The organism is Klebsiella sp. BIGb0407 (assembly GCF_024807845.1).
In the GTDB taxonomy this organism is placed as follows: domain Bacteria; phylum Pseudomonadota; class Gammaproteobacteria; order Enterobacterales; family Enterobacteriaceae; genus JGM124.
On the sequence record NZ_JANUEQ010000001.1, the window covers coordinates 522,364 to 543,006 of the forward strand.

Sequence of the window (20,643 nt, forward strand, 5' to 3'; positions counted from 1 at the left end):
CAGAATAATCGGCTTAAGACGTTTTTCGATTCCTGTGTAGCCAGATAAGTTTGTAGGCGGCCGGAATGATAAACAGTGAGAGTAGCGGCGCGGTGATCATGCCGCCAATCATCGGGGCAGCAATACGACTCATCACTTCAGAACCGGCTCCGCTACCCCATAAAATAGGGAGCAGGCCAGCAATAATAACCGCCACGGTCATCGCCTTAGGGCGTATGCGCAACACTGCACCCTGGTAAAGTGCGTTATCCAGCGCCTGCTCACTAAAGGTTTCCGGGCGAGATAACTGCGGATTATCGTCAATAGCATGACGCAAATACATCAGCATCACGACCCCAAACTCCGCCGCCACCCCGGCAAGGGCAATAAACCCGGTGCCGGTTGCCACTGACAGATGAAATCCTTGCCAGTACAGAAACCAAATACCGCCCACTAAAGCAAATGGCAGGCTCAGTAAAATCAGTAAAGCTTCATCAATTCGCCGGAACGCCAGATACAGCAGAACGAAAATAATCATCACCGTCATGGGTATCATCTGGCTGAGCTTTTTACTGGCATGTTCCAGCAACTCGAACTGTCCGGAAAAAGCCACGCTGGTTCCCGGTTTCAGAGAGACCTGTTCATTAATAGCCGTTTTTAAATCCTTGACCACTGAGACCATATCGCGCCCACGGGCATCAATATAAATCCAGTTACTGGGCAGCGCATTTTCCGTTTTCAGCATATTAGGGCCGGTGTTAACCCTGATTTCCGCCACATCACCGAGCGTTATTTGCTGTTTCCCAGGGGTCAGTAAGGGTAACTGTTTTAACGCTTGTGGGCTGTCCCGGTACTCTTGCGGATAGCGGATACTGATCGGATATCTGGCAATACCCTCCACCACCTCACCGGTTTGCATACCGCCGATAGCCGTACCGACAAATAACTGTACATCGTCAATCGTCATGCCGTAGCGCGCCGCTTTTTCCCGGTTAATATCCACCGTAATATAGCGTCCTCCCTCCAGACGTTCAGCAAGAGCAGAACTCACGCCCGGCACCTGACGAGCCACCTCTTCAATACGTTGTGCGGTTTCATCCAGGTCAGCCAGTACGCTTCCGGAAACTTTAATCCCGATGGGGCTTTTGATCCCGGTCGAAAGCATATCGATCCGGTTACGGATCGGTGAGACCCACAGATTCGCCAGCCCCGGCAGACGCACGGTTTTATCCAGTTCTTCGATAATTTTTTCAGGCGTCATGCCCGGACGCCATTCAGCCTGCGGCTTTAACTGAATCGTGGTTTCAAACATCTCCAGCGGCGCTGAGTCGGTGGCGCTGTCCGCGCGCCCTGCTTTGCCAAACACCGACTCCACTTCAGGGACCGTTTTAATCAGCCGATCGGTAGTTTGCAACAGCGTACGCGCCTCGGCGGCTGAAAGCCCCGGCAGAGTGGAAGGCATATAGAGTAAATCACCTTCATTAATTTGCGGCAGAAACTCCCCGCCCACCTTACTCAAAGGCCAGACAACCGTCAGAATCGAGAGCAGAGCAACCACCAGCGTGAGTTTTGGCCAGTGCAATACGCGTAATAACAGCGGATGATACAATTTGATCAGTCCACGATTAAGCGGATTACGGGTTTCTGCAGGGATTTTCCCGCGGATAAACAGCCCCATCAGTATCGGGATCACGATGATAGCCAGTAACGCCGCTCCCGCCATAGCATAGGTCTTAGTGAACGCCAGCGGGCCGAACAGGCGGCCTTCCTGTCCTTCGAGGGTAAAAATCGGAATAAATGACAGCGTAATAATCAGCAAGCTGATAAATAATGCCGGGCCAACCTCTACCGACGCATCGGTGATGATTTTCCAGCGGCCAGGATTATCTAATTTTTCATTGGGATGATTGTGGTTCCACTCTTCCAGCCGTTTATGGGCATTTTCTATCATTACCACCGCCGCATCCACCATGGCACCCACCGCGATAGCAATGCCGCCAAGTGACATAATATTGGCGTTAATCCCCTGAAATCGCATGATGATAAAGGCAAAAAATAAACCTAATGGTAAGGAGATAATCGCCACCAGCGCGGATCGGACATGGCCGAGAAATAACCCGCAGACCACCGCGACCGCAATAAACTCTTCTAGCAGCTTAAAGCTGAGATTATCAATAGCCCGGTCAATTAATTCGCTACGGTCGTAGGTCGTGACAATCTCGACACCCGGTGGCAGGCTGCTTTGCAGCGTTTTCAGTTTTTCTTTTACTGCAGTGATCACTTCCCGGGCATTTTTACCCGAACGCAGAATAATCACCCCGCCGGCCACTTCTCCTTCCCCGTTAAGCTCGGCGATACCTCGCCGCATCTCCGGCCCTATCTGAACCCGGGCGACATCCTGTAAATAAACGGGAACGCCATCCGCGCCTGCACTCAGTACAATATGATTAAAATCATCGATGGATTGCAGGTATCCGGTGGCCCGTACCATATATTCGGTTTCGGCACGTTCTATCGATGCCCCGCCCATTTCCTGATTCGAGGCGTTAAGCGCACTTTTAACCTGTTGTAGCGTTACGCCATATTGCACCAGCTTTGTCGGGTCTATCTGAACCTGATATTCCCTGACCATTCCCCCGATTGAGGCGACCTCAGATACATTGGGGATCGTTTTGAGTTCATACTTTAAAAACCAGTCTTGCAGCGAGCGGAGCTCTGCCAAGTCATGCTGCCCGGTTTTATCTGTCAGGGCGTATTCAAAAATCCACCCCACGCCCGTGGCATCCGGGCCTATTTCCGAGCGAACCCCTGCGGGTAACCGATTCTGAGCCTGGCTAAGGTATTCCATCACCCTTGAGCGGGCCCAGTACTGATCGGTGCCATCCTCAAAAATGACATAAACCCAGGAGTCGCCAAATTGTGAGAAACCCCGTACCGTTTTGGCTCCGGGAACAGAAAGCATCGTGGTGGTCAGCGGATAAGTGACCTGATTTTCGACGATCTCAGGTGACTGACCCGGATAACTGGTTTTGATGATCACCTGAACATCAGAGAGATCGGGTAAAGCATCCACCGGGGTATTCGCGACAGTCCAGCTGCCCCACAGCGTGAGAAACAGCACCCCGAGCATAATAAGAAAACGGTTGGCGACAGAGCGCCGAATAATCCATGCAATCATCATTTTTCCCTTAATGTCCGGAATGCGTGGTACCGACGGAGGTTTCTGTGATGTTGTCCGGAGCCTTCAGTTTATCCAGAGCGCCACTGATATTGGCTTCAGAGTCAATCAGGAACAGACCGTTCACCACGACCGACTCCCCTTCACTCAATCCTTCGACGGCCGCCTGTGACTGGGACTCATGGATTAACTTGATGGCTTTCGGGACAAAGCGCCCTTGTGAATTAACGACGATCACGCGTTGCTGCTGACCGGTATCAATAACCGCTTCAGACGGGATTAATAGCTGTTCAGGTCCCTGAAGGTTAAGTTTCAGATAGGCATTCATTCCGGGCTTGAGCTGCTCATGAGGGTTATCAACCTGGATACGCAGCTGCAAAGTTCGCGTGGCAGGATCGGCGCTGGGTAACAGACTCCATTTCTGAACCCGGAATTCCTCGTTCGGATAAGCCGGTATCGCGAGGCTAAATTGCGCCGAATCATTCAGTAAATCAGCTATCGATTCGGGTACAGCCGCTGTTATCCAGACCGGGTCAATCCCCTGAATTTGTGCCACCACTTTATCTTTAGAGATATTCATGCCATTACGCAGGTCAAAAGCGGTGATAACCCCCTCAATCGGCGCTTTTAAGGTAAAGTGAGTTTGAATGACACGCTGTGTACGCAAGCGCTGAATATCTTCTTGCGGCATTCCTGCCAGACGCAGACGCTCAAGAATACCTTTCATCTCGACGGCTGAACCCGTTGTCGCCGACAACAGTAAATATTCACTCTGCGCCTCCACCCACTCAGGAATAGTGACGTCGATAAGCGGTGTGCCTTTTCGTACTTTGTCGCCCAGCGTCAAAGGATAAACATGCTCCACAAAACCGTCAGAACGGGCCTGAATAATGGCAAACTGATGGTCATTAAAGCCAACGTTCGCGGGCAGTACCCGGGAATATTGCAAATGGCCCGTGCGGGATTTTTCGGTTTTTAACCCCAGGTTTTGCAGCAGCACCGGGTTAATACGCACCCCCTCAGTATCCTCACCGGGATCCGCTTCATCACGATATTTAGGCACCAGGTCCATATCCATAAAGGGTGATTTCCCGGGCTTATCAAATTTGACGTCAGGTTTCATCGGGTCATACCAGAACAACACTTCTTTTTCAGCAGGCGCGCTACTGTATTGGCTATCCGGATAGACATAAGGGTAAGCCGAAATCATTATTACACTGCCGAGAATAATCCCGCCTGATACGGCGATAGCCAGTTTAAATTTTGAAGAAACCATATTTGCTCCTGCCATATGGGAATATATCCGCTATACCTCAATTCAACTTATAAACAGGTAATTAGAATGATGTACGGCATATGCTAATGTCTGTCTGAATATGCCCCGCATTATTCTTCGGGGCATTATTTAAAGATTACTTAACTTCAATACTCTGCAAAACATAATCATTACCCTGCTGAGTGAAAGAAAAGTTAATAGCCTCACCGGATTTTAATTTACTCACCTTATCGGCTACCGGCGTAAAAATAAAATTCATCGTCATAGGTGGCCAGCTGATTTCCGGGATAGCCTCATGGGATATGGACATTTTCTGTTGTTTATTATCAATACCTTTAATCACGCCAGTAGTCTGATGAAGAGGTTCACTCACCTGATTGCTCATAGCAGCCTGAGTATTACTGGCTTCTGCATGCATATTATGATGCGTTTCATTAGCCTGTACGGCATAAGCTACTGTCAGAGACAAAAAACTCGCGGAAACGATTTTTATTAACTGATTCATCTTACTACTCCTGAAATGAGATAATCTACATTAAGCTTTCCAGCCGCCACCGAGAGCGGTGAAAAGGTTTATTTCATTAATTTTCCTGGCATACTGTAAATCGACAATCGCCTGACGGGTGGTGAATAAAGAACGCTGCGTGTCTAATACTTCAATATAAGTAACCGCACCGCTGGAATATAATCTACTGGCACGTTGCAAGGTGGTATTTAATGTCTCAAGATAACGTTGCTGTGCAATCAGCTGTCGACTCAGACTATCGCGTAAAGCTAAACTATCGGCGACTTGTTTAAAGGCATTCTGAATTTTCTGCTGATAATTCACCACCGCTTGCTGCCGGAGAATATTCACGCGTTCCAGGTTTTTCTGATTACGACCCGCATTAAATATCGGTAGCTCTATCTTCGGTACAAAGTTCCATAAACCACTTCCCGTATTAAATAAACTGCTTAATTCGCTGCTGCTGGTCGACAGACCACTGGTCAGGTTAATAGAAGGGTAAAATGCCGCCCTGGCGACACCGATATTCGCCTCTGCGGCTTTTAACTGATGCTCTGCTTCCAGAATATCGGGGCGCTGACGTAAAATTTCCGCAGATAAATGCGCTGGCAGTTTCACCGGGTTAAACGGCACCCCCTCCAGAGCTCCAGGTATCTGCCCGGTGTGGTAGCTCCCCAGTAAAAGTTGTAATGCATTCGTCGTTTGCGCGAGCTCCCCTTCTCGTCTGGCGATTTCTGCATCGGTACTGTCGAGTGCTCCGCGGGCTTGTTCCAGCGCCAGCAGATTACTGCCACCATTGACGACCTGATGCTCAACCAGGGCATAGGCTTGCTGGTAGTTCAGGCGGGTATCCTGTGCTATCCGCAGCTGCTCAAGGGTTTGTTGTTGATTAAAATAGTTCTGAGATATATTTGAGATCAGCAGAATATGCACATTACGCCGGGCTTCTTCGCTGGCAAACAGGTTTTGTTTTTCAGCTTCGCTGCTGTTTTTCAGTTTACCGAAGAAGTCCAGCTCAAAGCTCAGATCCAGCCCGATATCGTACTCTTTACTGGTTCCTTTATCCGCATTCAACCCTCCCTGATAGCTTGTACTGGATGAACTATTAAGCTGCGGATATCGGTCAGCCTCAGTAACACCATACTGAGCCCGGGCCTGCTGAACCTTCAGGCTCGCCATTTCAATATCGCGATTATTTGAAATCCCACTGGCTATCAGTTCCTGGAGCTTGGGCTGCGTGAAAAAACTGCGCCAGCCGGTATCCTGATAGTTATCAGCCACCGCGACCAGTCCATTTTGTGAAAGTGAGAACTGCTGAGGTACCGGAAGTTCAGGCGCCTGATAATCCGGCGCCAGGTTGACGCAACCCGCAAGAATAAATCCGCTACTAAAAATAAATTGTTTTAATCTGAACATATCGCTTCTCGCCACAGCCCGCTTGCCCGCACAGGGGCAAGTCATATCCATTGATGACTCCTGGCACCTTAACTGAGCGACTCTGTTGGCAGGGTTACAGAATAATGACAACTTTGTCATTATTGGATGAAGCCGTTGCTATCACTGCCAGGCCCACTAAAATGAGCCATATCAGAAAGTCTGTCAGGGTGAATAGATGAAAATATTAATTGTCGAGGATGAGGTAAAAACCGGAGAGTACCTGAGTAAAGGCCTCACCGAAGCGGGATTTGTGGTTGATCTTGCGGATAACGGTCTGAACGGATACCACCTGGCGATGACAGATGAATATGACCTGATTATTCTCGACATTATGTTACCCGACGTGAATGGCTGGGATATTGTGCGTATGTTACGCGCGGCCAGCAAAGGCATGCCGATTCTGCTACTCACCGCCCTGGGAAGTATTGAACATCGGGTTAAAGGACTCGAACTGGGCGCGGATGACTATCTGATTAAACCCTTTGCCTTTGCAGAGCTCCTGGCCCGCGTACGCACTCTGTTACGTCGTGGTACCACGGTTATTCAGGAAAGTCAGTTCCAGGTCGCCGACCTGGCGCTTGATCTGGTCTCCCGCAAAGTCAGACGCGGCAGCACGCGAATTACACTGACCAGTAAGGAGTTTACTTTGCTGGAGTTTTTTATCCGCCATCAGGGTGAAGTCCTGCCACGCTCACTGATTGCCTCCCAGGTCTGGGATATGAATTTTGACAGCGATACCAATGCCATCGATGTTGCCGTGAAACGCTTACGCGCCAAAATAGACAATGACTTTGAGCCGAAGCTTATCCAGACGGTTCGGGGTGTAGGATATATGCTTGAGGTTGCCGATGAGCATTAGTCACCGGCATCGCCCCTTTTCACTTGCCGTCAGGCTCACGTTTTTTATCAGCCTTGCGACGATTTTCGCCTTTGCGGTATTGACCAGTATCATGCTGAACTCGGTGAAAACCCATTTTGCCGATATGGATGAACAGGATCTGAATAAGATTAAAATGACGCTGTCCTCCATTCTGCTTGAGCCTGGGGCCTCTGAAGCGGAAAAAGTAGAAAAAGTCAGCGTGATTCTCGCCAGTTACCGTCATATCTCAGTATTGATGCTCAATGCCGATGACCAGATGCTCTATCAGTCCCCTGACGGACCTGATTTAATGCCCGTGCTTAATACCCCTCAGTTTACTGAAAGTCTTAAAACAGGTTCCGTTTTTCAATGGTCTGACCGGGTAGCGGCTCCCGATGCCCATGATAACCACGGCCCCAAAACCTATCGAATTCTTGCCGCATCGGTTAGCGCGCCTTATCACGGCAAAGACTCAACCTGTACTTTTGTTATCTCCTTTTCCATCGATTTTCATCTGCATTATCTCGATGAGCTTAAATACAATCTCTGGCTCATCGCCGCGGTTATGGGCTTGCTGATTGTCTTGATTGTGGTCTTTGCCGTACATAAAGGCCATGCGCCACTTCGTACTGTCAGCCTGAAAATTAAGAATATTTCCTCTGAGAACCTTGATGTCAGGCTTAATCCCAAAACGGTTCCGGTTGAACTGGAACAACTGGTTATCTCCTTTAACCATATGATTGAACGTATAGAGGATGTCTTTACTCGCCAGTCTAATTTCTCCGCTGACATTGCCCATGAGATCCGCACCCCGGTGACCAATCTGGTTACACAGACAGAAATTGCTTTAAGCCAGCCCCGCAGCACCAAGGAACTTGAGGATGTACTCTATTCCAGTCTCGAAGAGTATAACCGGATGGCGAAAATGGTCAGCGATATGCTGTTTCTTGCCCAGGCAGATAACCATCAGTTGATCCTCGAGCATACCCGGCTGGATCTCCGGGCTGAGACGCTGAAAGTCTTTGATTTTTTCGAGGCCTGGGCTGAAGAACAGCATGTGACGCTTAAAATTAGCGGGCTGAGCTGCTGGGTTGAGGGAGATGCGCTGATGTTACGTCGGGTGATGAATAATCTGCTTTCTAACGCGATTCGCTATACGCCGCAAGGCGAAGCCGTGCAGGTCACGCTGAGTACCGATGATGAGTGGGTAAAAGTGGTAATTGCTAATCCGGGACGGGTTATCCCGGCTGAACATCTGTCCCGTATATTTGATCGCTTTTATCAGATAGACCCTTCCCGCCAGCGTAAAACCGCCGGCAGTGGTATTGGCCTGGCTATCGTTAAATCTATTGTCGGCGCCCATCAAGGAAAAATAAGCGCGGCTTCCGATTCGGTTTCAACGCGTTTTACTCTATTACTGCCACGTTTAAAATCATAGCGGTGAGCCCAAACGGGGTCGACTGATAATATCAGTCTCAGTTGACGCCGTGATAACCATCCATATAGGCCCCGGAAATAGCCACTCCCATCGACTTTTGTTCTTGTGCTGATTTCAGCCCACTACTGGTGTAAGTTTTACCGGCAAATGTTTCTTGTGACTTAATTGACTGAAGAAATTCCTCACTTTGAAAGTAATTAACCCGTTGTAATGCCTCATCGGGTGATATTCCTGCCGCTTTATCCTTAGCGCCTGCCTCGTAGAACTGTTTGAAGAATGGCACCATCATTCGAATACTATCTGTTTTTTTGACCACAAAATTGGGATTTAAATCGTCACTGGTAGCCTGTATATACTGCCTGGCATGACGTTCAGGGCTGGTTTTCGGCGCGCAGCCTGTAATAGCCAACGTAACAGCGAGAACGGTTCCTAATAAGGTAAAAGATTTATTCTTCATTAGATTCCCTGAATATATATTTATCCGTAGGTTAGAGAAATAATTATAATTCATAAATCTAATAGCACACAATAGTCGAACAACTAAGCGACTTAAGGTATGAGTGACTGAAATTCCAAGGGGGAGAAATACTACTGGTAAAATAGAAAAAGTAAGGCCATAGCCTTACTTTTTCTTATAACATGACTGGAGAAGCTATTAGCTCAGGTCAACATTCTTACTGCCGAAGAACCAGGTCAGTACAAAGCCTGCAACATAAGAGATAAAGATCCCCACTACGTAGACTGCCATTCCGGCGAAGATACCCTGACTTGAGGTCATCAGTGGAATTGACACCAGACCTGACGGGCCAAATACGGTATTTAATCCCACCGGAAGCCCCATCCAGGCAACCAGACCGATAAAGAAGCCACCCACTGCGCCGCCAAGACATGCGGTCACAAAAGGCTTCAATCGCGGTAAGGTTACGCCGTAAATCAGAGGCTCGCCGATACCGAGCAGGCCCGGAAAGATGGCACCTTTCACTTGAGTACGCAGCATGGAACCTTTCGCTGAACGATAATACAGCGCCAGGGCTGCACCAACCTGTCCACCACCTGCCATAGCAAGGATTGGGAACAGTGAGTTAAAGCCCTGCGCATCCATCAAGGCAAAATAGACCGGAACAAATCCTTGGTGAATACCAAATACCACGGCAATTAAGAACAAACCGGCCAGTACCGCAGTCCCGATAGGGTTACCATTCAGGTGCAGGAACAGCCAGGTCATGCCTTTAAACAGCTCACCACCGATTGGCATTATCGCCAGGTAAGTCAGCGCGCCTGTCAGCAGTAAGGTGATCCCTGAAGTCAGGATCATATCAAGGTTATCAGGCACAAAGCGACGAACCTGCCGCTCAATCCACGCCCCGGCCATACAGGCTAATAATACGCCGATGATATTACCGCGCGGGTCAATAGCCAGCCCGAAGAAGTTATCCATGCCGGCGTAATAACCCACTGTCCCTTCCGGCACATAGCGCAGGATAAACAGTGAGGCAATAATCGCACCATTAACACCGGTACCACCGAACGCTTTCTGGGTATTAAAACCAATCAGAATACTTAAGAACGTAAACAGACCGATACTGAATACTTTCATATAAGCAATCAGCTGGGTTAACCAGAGTGCCGGTGTTTCACCTTCAATAAACAGTGATTGCTGAAGCAGCGTCGCGATACCTAACAACAAACCTGCAGCAATAAACCCGGGAATTAACGGAGTAAAGATGGTGGCGAATTTAGTCAGAAAGTTATGAACAGCACTATTCTGCTTCGCTTTCATCTGTTTTTTATTCTGGCTGGCGAGAGCCTGTAAATCGGCTGACTCGCTATTATCCGGCTCTATCTGTGCACCGGACTTGATCATTTCATTCATCATATCGCTGGCAGTCTGTGCTTTGCCAGGCCCAAGAATGATTTGCAGCTGATCGTCGCCGTTGACCACCCCCAGTACACCCGGAACTTTCTTCAATTCGTCATTTTGTACAAGGTCGCGATTTTTCAGCGTCAGTCGAAGACGCGTCATGCAGTTGCCGCACAGAGTGATATTGTTACTGCCGCCGGTAAGGCGCAGGATACTTTCAATCATCGAGCCGGTAATTTTAGCCATAATTAGATATTCATCCCCTGAAGTGTTTGACGGATGAAGCCGTTATTTTTCTTTAACAACGCACTGGCTTCACTGGCAGACAGCCCGCTCAGCACCATTAAAATCGCCGTTTTGCAGTGGCGCTGGCATGCATTAAGCGCCTGGTCAGCAACATCCGGCGTACAGTCAGTCGCCTCAACGACAATATTGACCTGACGCTGAACAAGTTTGGCGTTAGTCGCTTCAACATCGACCATCAAGTTGCCATAGACTTTACCGCTGCGGATCATAGAACCGGTAGTTATCATGTTAAGGGCCAGCTTCTGTGCCGTCCCGGCTTTCATCCGCGAGGAACCCGTGACAACTTCAGGTCCGACAACGAGTTCAATCGCAATATCAGCACTCAGACTCATTGCACTGCCAGGATTACAAGAAATTGCCGCAACCGTAGCGCCAACACTTTTCGCGTAAGCCATTGCGCCCAGGACATAAGGGGTACGGCCACTCGCGGCGATACCGACCAGAACATCTTTTTCATTAAAATCGATATCCTTGAGGTCTTGAGCCCCCATTTCGCCATTATCCTCGGCATTTTCTACCGCCTGTAAAATGGCTTTGTGACCACCGGCGATAATGCCCACGACCTGACTGGCTGGCGTACCATAAGTCGGCGGACATTCACTGGCATCGAGGATCCCTAAACGGCCAGAGGTACCCGCGCCGCTGTAGATCAAACGTCCGCCTCTGGAAAAAGCGACAACCACGGCATCAACGACTTGTGTAATTTCCGGAATAGCGGCTTCAACAGCCAGAGGAACTTTCTTATCTTCCTGATTAATAACAGTTAACACGTCCAGCGTGGATAAAGTATCAATATCCGCACTGGCTGGATTGCGGCTTTCGGTAATCATTTTTTTTAAGTTAATTTGCATTGTGCTTAATCCGTCAAAGTAATCTGTCGACTATGATATGGAATATTTTATTACTCGTTAGTGATGTGAATCACGTTAAAACGATTCTAACCTCGCCTCAAAAAAAGAATAAAATAAAGATTAATAAGATTAAAAATACACACGCCATTGAAAATAATAATAAAAACACAATTCCTAACAATGGAATAATTTTGGAATAAATTATTATTATTTTACACCGACATCAGGCTCCTGCGAACCTGGATAAGAATTTTGGCCACAGTGGAGCGAGTTGAGGAACGAAATGTTGTTCTGTTCTCCCTGTTTCCTTCTACAGGTCATCACCGCTATGATAGAGGCTATTGTTATTTTCCCAGGTTAACACCGATGCGTATTTTACAACTTATTTCACTGAATAAAGAACAATTTACACCGGGTGAACGCACCATCGCCGATTACCTGTTAGCCCATCCTGAAATATTGAAACAATACTCATCACAAGAAATTGCCACTCAGCTAAACATTAGCCAGTCCAGTATCGTTAAGTTTGCCAAAAGATTGAACTTCAAAGGATTTACCGATCTTAAAATGGCGCTGATCGAAGAATGGGGGCAGCTGAACAAGCAAATAAATATCGCCGATCAGCACTTGCATAGCAGTATCAGCGTCCATGATAGTCCGGCTATCATCGCGGAAAAACTCTGCCTTGAAAAACAGCAGGCGTTGCGTGATTCAACTGACAATGTGAATTTTTCTCAGCTGGAAAAAGCCATCTCTTTAATGAAATCAGCTCGCAGGATCCAAATTACCGGTATCGGTGGGTCTGCTCTGGTGGCTAAAGACCTCGCTTATAAACTGATGAAAATTGGTTATCCCGTCATGAATGAAATGGACGGGCACGTACAGATAACAGTGGCTCAGTCACTCGGCCCGGGAGATATCCAGATTGCTATTTCCTACTCCGGTTCACTCAAAGAGATATTACTGGCCGCTCAAGTCGCGAAAAATAACGGCGCCCAGCTGGTTGCTGTCACATCATTGCAGGAAAGCCCGCTGCGGAAAATAGCCGATTACACCCTGGATACTCTGGCAGATGAAACACGCTGGCGCAGCTCTTCTATTTCAGCGCGTACGGCTCAAAATACCATTACTGACTTACTCTTTGTTTGTCTGCTACAAGAGGATAACGAAAGAAGTCAGCAGTATATTAATCGCAGTAAAGAGATGATTGAGAAATTAAAATAAAACCCGGGGCGCCTGACCCCGGGTAAGTTCTTCACTATTAAGGTTTCTGGCACTACCAGGTGTGACGAATACCAATTGAGTAGAGGCGGAAGTCCTGGGTATTATCATCCCCGTACGTCAGATGAACCTGCTGGCTGTTTTTGGAGTGTTCCCAGGTGGTCTGTTCCCACGCCAGATTCGTCCAGAGGGTTGTTTTAGGCGTCAGGTTATAGTTTACAATCAGACCTAAACGCAACCCGCCGTTGTCAGCACGGTTGGTGGTTGCACCGCTTACAGGGTCATAGTTCTTTTCATTGAGGAAGTAGCGGAAATAAGGCTGAATGTTCCACTGCTCATTAATGGTCGTCGGGAAATAACCACGGATCTGGTTTTGCTCCCAAGTCTTATCGCCATGACTGTTCCAGGTCCAGTCAGTGTAATACATCAGTTTAGCCAGCATTTTATCGTTAATTCGGTACTGGAACCCATGTTCACTTTCCCATTCCCAGTCGTTATAACCCGGGCCCGAGAAAGCATTATCATAGTAGTAACCTGCATCCCAGAAAACGAAAGCAAATTGTTCGTTAAAATTATAACTACCGCCGGGAATCAACCAGTAAGAGTGGTAAGAGTTTTTCGCTGGCATACCATTTTTTACATCATTAGATTCTTTACGATAAACGAAACTAAGATTCAGGGTGGCATCCTGATTTTTAATCAGATTCCGGTTAGCCTGTAACTGTAAGCGGTTACGATTATAGGAGGTCTGTTCTGAGTGGAAATTGGTCGTGTAGTTACGCATGGAGACTTTATACTCCATAAAATAACTCCACTTTGAGTCCACAGGCTGAATGGCTACCTGAACGACCGGGCTAATTTTATCAAAGACTTTCTTATCGTTAATTTTATACCCTTTAAACTCCTCTATCTCCAGGAATGTATTACTGGAGATATTGAATTTTGATTCTTCAGCTATTTTTTTAGTAGGTTGTTGTGCTGCTTGCTCTGTTGCTTTTTCTTCAAGTGGCTCATCAACTACCGCCTGGCTAACTGAAGGCAGTGCAGTCAATAATAAAAACAAATACGAATGTTTTGCATAATTCATAGGAAACCTGCCAGTAAAATTAATCTGTTTTTTTGAGGGTTATTTTATTTTTTATAAAACTATCAGTAACAGGGTCATAATATCTATGACCCTTTATTTTAGAAAATATTAGTATGTCATACCGTGACCCAGTGGGTAGATGACTTTTCCATTGCTAGCTTTAATATCAACAGGGAGCTTACCTGTCGGATTATTAAAGGTAACGCCCTGAGAATCTTTAAACAAACTTCTGATACCTGCTTTAATATTCGCTTCCAGAGAGTTACGACCTGCATTAGTGATGTCAAAGCCGGTAATGCCATAAATAGCAATATTCGCCTTCACATTCTTCAGGGCAGAAATATCATAGGGATTGCGGGAAGAAATCACTACCACTGGTTTTTTATATTTTGCAGCCAGGTTAATAATAGACTGGGCAGCATTATCTTGTGCTTTCAAATTATAGGTCACGAGGATAATAAAATCTGAATGATTAATTTGCTTATCCATTCCCTGAGGTAAGGTTTGCCCTGACAGATCAACATCAATACCCGTGGTATCGATAGTTTTGCCTTTCAGCTCGCTGCTGATTTGATTTAACTCTTTTTTAATCAATTCATTACGTGCTTTTTCATCAGAAATCACCAGAATGTTATTCTGTTTTTTCAACGTGAAAGGTAAAACGCCTTTATTTTCAATTAAGGTTACTGATTTCTCGGCAACTTTGCGTTCGTAGTTTTTATGTTCTGCTGAAGCAACAACTGACAGAGCATGTGCTTCGGTATACATCGGCTGCGGTAACAGTTTGTTATCCAGCTTATATTCAACAACGCGCAATGCGGACTCGTTGATACGCTTAGCCAGCTCTGGGTTCACCTGGCTCTGTTTTTCAATATACTGATACAGGCTGGCTAGCTTCTCCATGCCTTGTTTATCCCAGATATGAACCGGCATAACGGCGACGTCAACGCCCGCTAAGTATGCCTGCTCTACGGCTTCATTGGTGCCAAAGTTATCCGCAACAGCCCCCATATCTAATGCATCGGTAAAAACAAGGCCTTTGTAGTGCAATTCATTACGGAGAATATCGGTAAGGATTTTTTTCGATAAGGTCGCGGGTAGGCCCATTTCCTTGCCGTCATGCCTGGAAATCACTTTGCTATTATCGAGTGCGGGGACCACGATATGTCCGGTCATTATCGCTTTAATACCGTTATCAATAGCGTATTTGAACGGGACTAAATCATTCTGGCGCCACTCTTGTTCAGAGTAAGGAACCACAGGCAAGCCAACATGTGAGTCAGTCTCGACATTACCGTGGCCCGGGAAGTGTTTGATGGTTGCGGTAACATGATGTTTCTGTAAACCGTCGATATAAGCACTGGCCATATCGTTAATCAGGCCAGTATCACTACTGAACGAGCGAACACCAATGACCGGGTTATTTTGATTCACATTGACATCAACAGAAGGTGCGAAATTAATATTCACGCCTAATGCTGACAGCTCAGAACCGTGAATTTCACCTGATCCCTTCGCCATAGAGATATCACGCGTTGCTGCTAATGCCATATTGCCCGGCATTTCGGTGCCTTCACGTAAGCGAGTGACATAGCCGCCTTCCTGATCGGTTCCAATCAGCAGAGGCAGACGATAACGTGCGCTCTGAATATCTTCGATCAATTTATAAGACTGAGCGGTTGTCATGAAGTTTTCGCGGAACAAAATAATGCCGCCAAGGCGATAATCATAAATCATATCAGCCAGCGCTGCAGGCAGGGCGTGAACGCTGGTCTCTTCTTTACGCTCTCCCGCATATCCCTGCGGGTTCTCGTCCCACTGACGAATATCCAGCATCAGCATTTGACCAATTTTTTCTTTAGTCGTCATCTGTGAAAGGATAAGTTCGGCATTTTTATGCGGATCTTTCCACAAACCTTCTAACTGAGCATCAGTGAGAGGCTGTTGTGCAACATGGCTGACACAACCTGCAAGTAGTGCGCTAACCGTCATGGCGACTATTTTTTTCATTTAGAACCTTTTGTTACTCAAATACAACGTTAAAGGAATTTTTGATTTCATATAGTATCAATGTAAGGAATTAATTATTCCTTGGCGTTGATCACAATTTTGCTTTTTGTCACCTCGCTAGCTGCATTAACAGACAAAGCCCAGCTATTTCCTGTAAAAGAGAAATGACCAAATATCAATATATGATACTGATTTTTATATGTTTTTTTTGAGTCTGAATTCAACGTATCGAAAGATTGAAAAGCTCAATACAGGCTGTCTGAAGGAATATGACGCTTACCAATAACGTGACAGTGTCACTTATACAATAAAGATACCGGCACTATTTTATTGATCTTCATCATCGTTCTGCCGTTAAATAGCAGGCTTCTATTTCTCGTCTGATATTTCTTATGATTGTTCGTCCTCATCAGCACTGGCTGACCCGGTTGTTTGTCTGGCACGGTTCGGTACTCGAAAAAATTTATTCGCGACTCCTGTTAAACCTGCTCCTCTCTGTCAGCGTCATTTTCTTTCTGCCCTGGTATGAAACGCTCGGTATTAAATTAACCATGGCGCCTTTTAGTGTACTGGGGGTAGCGATTGCTATCTTTCTGGGATTCCGTAATAGCGTTTGCTATGCACGTTTTAATGAAGCTCGGCTGTTGTGGGGGCAACTGGCGATTACTTCTCGTTCCTTACTTCGTGAGGTCAGAACATTACTGGGGCACCAGCCCGAGTCAGTCCAGGCATTTATTAATTTGCAGTTGGCCTTCTGTAATAGCTTACGTATGTCGCTACGCAAACAACCGCAACAAGAAATATTGAGTCGCTATCTGACGCCTGCCCAGCTTGCCTGGGTCAGCGAAAGTCATACCCCTCAGAATCGCATTTTGGTTCTGATGGGTAACTGGCTCAATGAAAAACGCCAGCAAGGAGAGATCTCAGACATTTTATGGCAAAGCCTCAATAAGAACTTGAATGCACTTTCTGAGGTGTCGGGTGGCTGTGAACGTATCATTACTACCCCACTGCCTTTCGCTTACAGCCTGATACTGCATCGCACCGTCTATATCTTTTGCATCATGCTGCCCTTTGCCCTGGTCACCGACCTGCATTACATGACGCCTTTTCTCTCGGTATTTATCTCTTATACATTCATTGCCCTGGACTCACTGGCAGAAGAGCTTGAAGATCCTTTTGGTACCGAGGATAACGACCTGCCCTTGGATGCTATTTGTATTGCCATTGAACGTGACATCAGGAATATGAATGATGAGACCACGCTGCCATCAGCCTTAATGCCAAACCGCTATTACCGTCTGAGTTAATAAAAGGCTGGAAGGCTCAGCACCGACAATAAAACAGGTGCTGAGCCAGGAGACACAGGTTAGATTTCTGCTCACAAGATAAAGTCTGTTTGACCGAAAAAACAACCTTTGAGATATATCTGATTATCTTCAATGCGAAGTACCAGGTAACTTAATACGATATATTACTCATCACTAAACGTATTCGACTTAGCCGAGCGTTACAGTGAGCCATGCTATTGATAGCTGACAATCACTTGGTGAATAACTATTTTTATCAGAATAAATATTCTGCACTACTCTTAAAAGGTCACCGACTGCAAGCTAAAACAGCGTGAATAAAGTATTAATTTTCAAAAATAAAGGTATTACAATGCAGGACTGGAACCCAACATCCTATCTACGATTTGAAGCGGAACGAACCCGCCCGGTAAAAGAGCTCGCTGCTCGTATCCATTTCCCACAAGCCGTCGCTATCACGGATTTAGGCTGTGGCCCAGGTAACTCTACTGCCGTACTCTGTAAGCAACATCCTAAAGCACGGATCACCGGAATTGATACCTCACCTGCGATGTTAGAAAAAGCACGCGCTATCTTACCTGGCTGTCAGTTTGTAGAGAGCGATATCAGTTGCTGGCAACCTGAGAAAAAACAAGATGTCATTTTTGCCAACGCGTCGTTACAGTGGGTAAACAATCACGAGACTCTCTTTCCCCATCTGGCTGCCCAGCTCTCACCGCGCGGAGTCCTTGCGGTTCAGATGCCCGATAACTGGCAAGAGCACACCCATCGTCTGATGCGCGATGTTGCGGATGAGCAGGGATATTCACACGATCATCGTGAAGCCATTCTCAGCGCCCAGGCCTACTACGATCTCTTGAGTCATGCGGGCTGTGAGGTAGATATCTGGCGTACCACCTACTTTCATGTTCTTCCCTCGACGCAGGCCATTATTGACTGGTTAAGTACCACCGGGCTACGCCGTTTTGTTAATCATCTGGCACCCCACCAGCAAGAGGCTTATCTCGAACGCTACCATGAGTTACTGAAACAGCACTATAAAGAACAATCTGACGGTAATATCCTGATGCCCTTCCCTCGCCTGTTCATTGTGGCGCGTAAGCTGCTGTAATAATTAAAACAAAAAAGCCGTCAGGGAGTAATCTCCCCGACGGCTTTTTCAGTAATGCAGAGGGCCTATTTTTCTGTTGCGAGTTGCAAACGACGGGCACGCAACCAGTCGTAACAGGCGTTAAAAATAACGGTGTAAGGCAGGAAGAAAAGAAAGAATCCTATCTCAACCATCAGCGCTTCAAGTAACGAAACCTGTAACATCCAAGCTGCAATCGGCAAACCGATCAGAATAAAACCGCTTTCAAACCCCAGAGCATGGCAGACGCGAACTTTAAAACTGCGTGGCTGGCCTGGCGGGAAAAATTTGTCAAAACCGGTGTTATAAATCATGTTCCATAACATCGCGACGGTTGACAGCATAATGGCCAGCGCACCCATCTGAAATAACGGTTTATCCATCAGCCAGGCCGCCGTTGGCGCACAAATGGCCAGGGCAATGACTTCAAATGACACAGCGTGGATAATACGCTCACCTAAACTACGATTTTGCTTTTTCATCAATGAACTCCAATTCACTTATGGCGGTTATTCTCATCGTAATTAATGATAATATAAAGTTAGTAACCATCGATAAAAGCGATAGATCATGAATTATTCTCCGGAGTCACTGGAAGCGTTTTTGTATGCTGTTGAGTCGGGTTCATTTTCTGCAGCCGCGCGTAAACTCAAAAAAAGCCAGTCAACCATCAGCACCGCAATCGCCAATCTGGAAGCCGATCTGGGCGTAGAGCTTTTCGACCGCACTAGCCGCCATCCCAGGATAACGCCTCAAGGATTAGGCGTTTTACCCTATGTAAAGGCTATTTTTGCTGCCAATGAACGGTTAGATGAATTCGCCGTCAGACTGACGGATAATATTGAACCCCGCCTGAGTTTTGTGCTCTCCGATCTCTGGCAAACCAGCCATCACGAGTCTATTTTACAGCAGTTTTCTGAACGTTATCCGGACATAGAATTTGAGTGCATTATTGCCGAAGATGATGATGTTATCGACTCCATTCAGTCTGGCCGTGCTCATGTAGGTGTTCTGCGAGTGCAAAATCATTACCCGACAAATATCTCTACTGCACGTCTGCAAGTGGGGACTGAAATGGCTATTTTTATCCATCAAAATCATCCGCTGGCATGTCAGAAAGAGCTTGATATTGACGCGTTACAGACAGTACGGCAGCTAGTGTTGAAGACCTATGTGCGTCCGGATAACGTATTATCAACGGGTCCAGTCTGGTCATCACCCTCTCTGCTAATGTTACTGGAAATGGCAGAGCAAGGGTTTGGCTGGGGCATTCTGCCCCGCTGGCTGGTGGAGCAATTTGGTCATCAGGTATTACAGGAACTTTCACTTGAAGGCTGGCCGAAGTTATTTGAAGTCGATGTCGCCTGGTCAAATAAAACCCCGCCGGGACCCGCTGGCCGCTGGCTTATAGACCAGCTACGTTCCAGACAATAATTTAATTATCCTGACAAAAAAATGAAATAGTGATTGTCAGCCCTGTCACTTCGGGTTATTAATCTTTTTTCTCTCAAGCGGACAATAACCCTATGGATACCTTCACAACCCTGCTCGCTATCGCCGCTACGTTAGCGATTGGCGCAATCAGTCCTGGCCCGAGTTTTGTCTATGTCGCACAAAATGCGGTGGCACGATCTCGTAACCATGGCCTGGCCACTGCCATGGGCACAGGAGTTGGAGCGGCTATCTTTGCCTTACTGGCATTACTCGGCCTTCAAGCTTTTTTACTGGCCGTGCCGGTGGCTTATACTGCGCTGAAAATTGTTGGTGGAGTTTACTTGCTCTGGCTGGCCTATAAAATAATACGCCATTCCCGCGAGCCATTAAGCATGGGGAAAGTCAGTATTGGCGAAAAAAGCCTGCTTGCGACTTTTCGTGACGGGTTGTTCACTCAGCTAAGTAATCCAAAAACTGCGGTGGTCTTTGCCAGTATTTTTACCGCGCTGCTGCCACGCGAGATCCCCGCGTATTACTATATTGCGCTGCCACTGATAAGTTTCATTATTGATGCTGGCTGGTATTCATTGGTGACTGTTGCGCTTTCGACCGAACGTTCACGCAATGTCTATATTCGTTTTAAAACGGTTATAGACCGGGTGGCGGGCAGCGTTATGGGGCTACTCGGTTTGAAACTGATTTTTTCTTCACGCTAACCAAAAATTGAGGCCACTTTTAGCTCAGGCTATTGTGGCCTTATTC

General features: G+C 46.9%; 17 protein-coding genes. 7 read left to right on the forward strand and 10 right to left on the reverse strand.

Going from position 1 to position 20,643, the window contains the following annotated elements:
* Positions 1-13 precede the first annotated feature (13 nt).
* From M2387_RS02475 to M2387_RS02490, 4 genes are all read right to left on the reverse strand, one after another.
* A complete protein-coding gene (locus M2387_RS02475) occupies positions 14-3,157 on the reverse strand; it encodes a CusA/CzcA family heavy metal efflux RND transporter (RefSeq protein WP_259048253.1) in 3,144 nt (1,047 codons plus the stop codon).
* A 10-nt stretch (positions 3,158-3,167) separates the two neighbouring features.
* A complete protein-coding gene (locus M2387_RS02480) occupies positions 3,168-4,433 on the reverse strand; it encodes an efflux RND transporter periplasmic adaptor subunit (RefSeq protein WP_259046948.1) in 1,266 nt (421 codons plus the stop codon).
* 136 nt (positions 4,434-4,569) lie between these two features.
* The gene (locus M2387_RS02485; protein ID WP_259046949.1) at positions 4,570-4,938 is read right to left on the reverse strand and encodes a copper-binding protein; all 369 of its coding nucleotides are present in this window, start codon (positions 4,936-4,938) and stop codon (positions 4,570-4,572) included.
* Between the two features lie 30 nt (positions 4,939-4,968).
* Positions 4,969-6,354, reverse strand: coding sequence for a Cu(I)/Ag(I) efflux RND transporter outer membrane protein (locus tag M2387_RS02490; protein ID WP_259048254.1), 1,386 nt, complete (start codon positions 6,352-6,354; stop codon positions 4,969-4,971).
* Positions 6,355-6,550: 196 nt separating this feature from the next.
* Between M2387_RS02490 and M2387_RS02495 the strand changes: the two genes are divergently transcribed.
* Entirely contained in the window at positions 6,551-7,234 is a 684-nt protein-coding gene (locus tag M2387_RS02495; protein WP_259046950.1) for a copper/silver response regulator transcription factor, read from the forward strand.
* Positions 7,224-8,672: a Cu(+)/Ag(+) sensor histidine kinase gene (locus M2387_RS02500; protein ID WP_259046951.1), complete on the forward strand. Its 1,449-nt coding sequence runs from the start codon at positions 7,224-7,226 to the stop codon at positions 8,670-8,672. Before M2387_RS02495 ends, M2387_RS02500 begins: the two co-directional genes overlap by 11 nt.
* 37 nt (positions 8,673-8,709) lie before the next feature.
* Here M2387_RS02500 and M2387_RS02505 read toward each other — a convergent pair whose 3' ends face one another.
* The 3 genes from M2387_RS02505 to murQ form a co-directional block, all read right to left on the reverse strand.
* Positions 8,710-9,129 (reverse strand): Exc2 family lipoprotein, encoded by a 420-nt coding sequence (locus M2387_RS02505; RefSeq protein WP_259046952.1) that lies wholly within the window; start codon positions 9,127-9,129, stop codon positions 8,710-8,712.
* A gap of 198 nt (positions 9,130-9,327) precedes the next feature.
* Positions 9,328-10,779, reverse strand: a complete 1,452-nt coding sequence (gene murP, locus M2387_RS02510) for a PTS N-acetylmuramic acid transporter subunit IIBC (RefSeq protein WP_259046953.1) — start codon at positions 10,777-10,779, stop codon at positions 9,328-9,330.
* A gap of 2 nt (positions 10,780-10,781) precedes the next feature.
* Entirely contained in the window at positions 10,782-11,690 is a 909-nt protein-coding gene (murQ, locus tag M2387_RS02515; RefSeq protein ID WP_259046954.1) for an N-acetylmuramic acid 6-phosphate etherase, read from the reverse strand.
* Positions 11,691-12,056: 366 nt separating this feature from the next.
* Between murQ and M2387_RS02520 the strand changes: the two genes are divergently transcribed.
* Entirely contained in the window at positions 12,057-12,914 is an 858-nt protein-coding gene (locus M2387_RS02520; RefSeq protein WP_259046955.1) for an SIS domain-containing protein, read from the forward strand.
* Positions 12,915-12,966: 52 nt separating this feature from the next.
* Here the strand turns inward: M2387_RS02520 and M2387_RS02525 are convergent, their stop codons facing one another.
* On the reverse strand, positions 12,967-13,998 hold the full coding sequence (locus M2387_RS02525) for an OmpG family monomeric porin (protein ID WP_259046956.1): 1,032 nt from the start codon (positions 13,996-13,998) through the stop codon (positions 12,967-12,969).
* 108 nt (positions 13,999-14,106) lie between these two features.
* The gene (locus tag M2387_RS02530) at positions 14,107-15,990 is read right to left on the reverse strand and encodes a glycoside hydrolase family 3 protein (protein ID WP_259048256.1); all 1,884 of its coding nucleotides are present in this window, start codon (positions 15,988-15,990) and stop codon (positions 14,107-14,109) included.
* Positions 15,991-16,400: 410 nt separating this feature from the next.
* Here M2387_RS02530 and M2387_RS02535 point away from each other — a divergent pair, with 410 nt between their 5' ends.
* Positions 16,401-17,318 carry a bestrophin family protein gene (locus M2387_RS02535; RefSeq protein ID WP_259046957.1) on the forward strand — a complete coding sequence of 306 codons (918 nt, stop codon included), beginning with the start codon at positions 16,401-16,403 and terminating at the stop codon, positions 17,316-17,318.
* 352 nt (positions 17,319-17,670) lie between these two features.
* Positions 17,671-18,429: a trans-aconitate 2-methyltransferase gene (tam, locus tag M2387_RS02540; RefSeq protein ID WP_259046958.1), complete on the forward strand. Its 759-nt coding sequence runs from the start codon at positions 17,671-17,673 to the stop codon at positions 18,427-18,429.
* Positions 18,430-18,494: 65 nt separating this feature from the next.
* On the opposite strand, the gene M2387_RS02545 is transcribed toward tam, so the two are convergent.
* On the reverse strand, positions 18,495-18,929 hold the full coding sequence (locus M2387_RS02545; protein WP_259046959.1) for a multidrug/biocide efflux PACE transporter: 435 nt from the start codon (positions 18,927-18,929) through the stop codon (positions 18,495-18,497).
* Positions 18,930-19,017: 88 nt separating this feature from the next.
* On the opposite strand from M2387_RS02545, the gene M2387_RS02550 reads away from it, so the two are divergent.
* Together M2387_RS02550 and M2387_RS02555 are read left to right on the forward strand one after the other, a co-directional pair.
* Entirely contained in the window at positions 19,018-19,881 is an 864-nt protein-coding gene (locus M2387_RS02550) for a LysR family transcriptional regulator (protein ID WP_259046960.1), read from the forward strand.
* A gap of 92 nt (positions 19,882-19,973) precedes the next feature.
* Complete coding sequence (locus M2387_RS02555; RefSeq protein ID WP_259046961.1) at positions 19,974-20,597, forward strand: LysE family translocator; 624 nt, start codon at positions 19,974-19,976, stop codon at positions 20,595-20,597.
* The last annotated feature ends 46 nt before the right edge of the window (positions 20,598-20,643 follow it).

Excerpts from the sequence above, each read along its gene's own strand:
- M2387_RS02555 (WP_259046961.1), top strand. The coding sequence starts at position 19,974 with ATGGATACCTTCACAACCCTGCTCGCTATCGCCGCTACGTTAGCGATT.
- M2387_RS02520 (WP_259046955.1), top strand. The coding sequence starts at position 12,057 with ATGCGTATTTTACAACTTATTTCACTGAATAAAGAACAATTTACACCG.
- M2387_RS02490 (WP_259048254.1), bottom strand. The coding sequence starts at position 6,354 with ATGTTCAGATTAAAACAATTTATTTTTAGTAGCGGATTTATTCTTGCG.
- murP (WP_259046953.1), bottom strand. The coding sequence starts at position 10,779 with ATGGCTAAAATTACCGGCTCGATGATTGAAAGTATCCTGCGCCTTACC.
- M2387_RS02480 (WP_259046948.1), bottom strand. The coding sequence starts at position 4,433 with ATGGTTTCTTCAAAATTTAAACTGGCTATCGCCGTATCAGGCGGGATT.
- M2387_RS02500 (WP_259046951.1), top strand. The coding sequence starts at position 7,224 with ATGAGCATTAGTCACCGGCATCGCCCCTTTTCACTTGCCGTCAGGCTC.
- tam (WP_259046958.1), top strand. The coding sequence starts at position 17,671 with ATGCAGGACTGGAACCCAACATCCTATCTACGATTTGAAGCGGAACGA.
- M2387_RS02505 (WP_259046952.1), bottom strand. The coding sequence starts at position 9,129 with ATGAAGAATAAATCTTTTACCTTATTAGGAACCGTTCTCGCTGTTACG.
- M2387_RS02485 (WP_259046949.1), bottom strand. The coding sequence starts at position 4,938 with ATGAATCAGTTAATAAAAATCGTTTCCGCGAGTTTTTTGTCTCTGACA.
- M2387_RS02550 (WP_259046960.1), top strand. The coding sequence starts at position 19,018 with ATGAATTATTCTCCGGAGTCACTGGAAGCGTTTTTGTATGCTGTTGAG.
- M2387_RS02530 (WP_259048256.1), bottom strand. The coding sequence starts at position 15,990 with ATGACGGTTAGCGCACTACTTGCAGGTTGTGTCAGCCATGTTGCACAA.
- M2387_RS02535 (WP_259046957.1), top strand. The coding sequence starts at position 16,401 with ATGATTGTTCGTCCTCATCAGCACTGGCTGACCCGGTTGTTTGTCTGG.
- M2387_RS02475 (WP_259048253.1), bottom strand. The coding sequence starts at position 3,157 with ATGATTGCATGGATTATTCGGCGCTCTGTCGCCAACCGTTTTCTTATT.
- murQ (WP_259046954.1), bottom strand. The coding sequence starts at position 11,690 with ATGCAAATTAACTTAAAAAAAATGATTACCGAAAGCCGCAATCCAGCC.
- M2387_RS02525 (WP_259046956.1), bottom strand. The coding sequence starts at position 13,998 with ATGAATTATGCAAAACATTCGTATTTGTTTTTATTATTGACTGCACTG.
- M2387_RS02495 (WP_259046950.1), top strand. The coding sequence starts at position 6,551 with ATGAAAATATTAATTGTCGAGGATGAGGTAAAAACCGGAGAGTACCTG.
- M2387_RS02545 (WP_259046959.1), bottom strand. The coding sequence starts at position 18,929 with ATGAAAAAGCAAAATCGTAGTTTAGGTGAGCGTATTATCCACGCTGTG.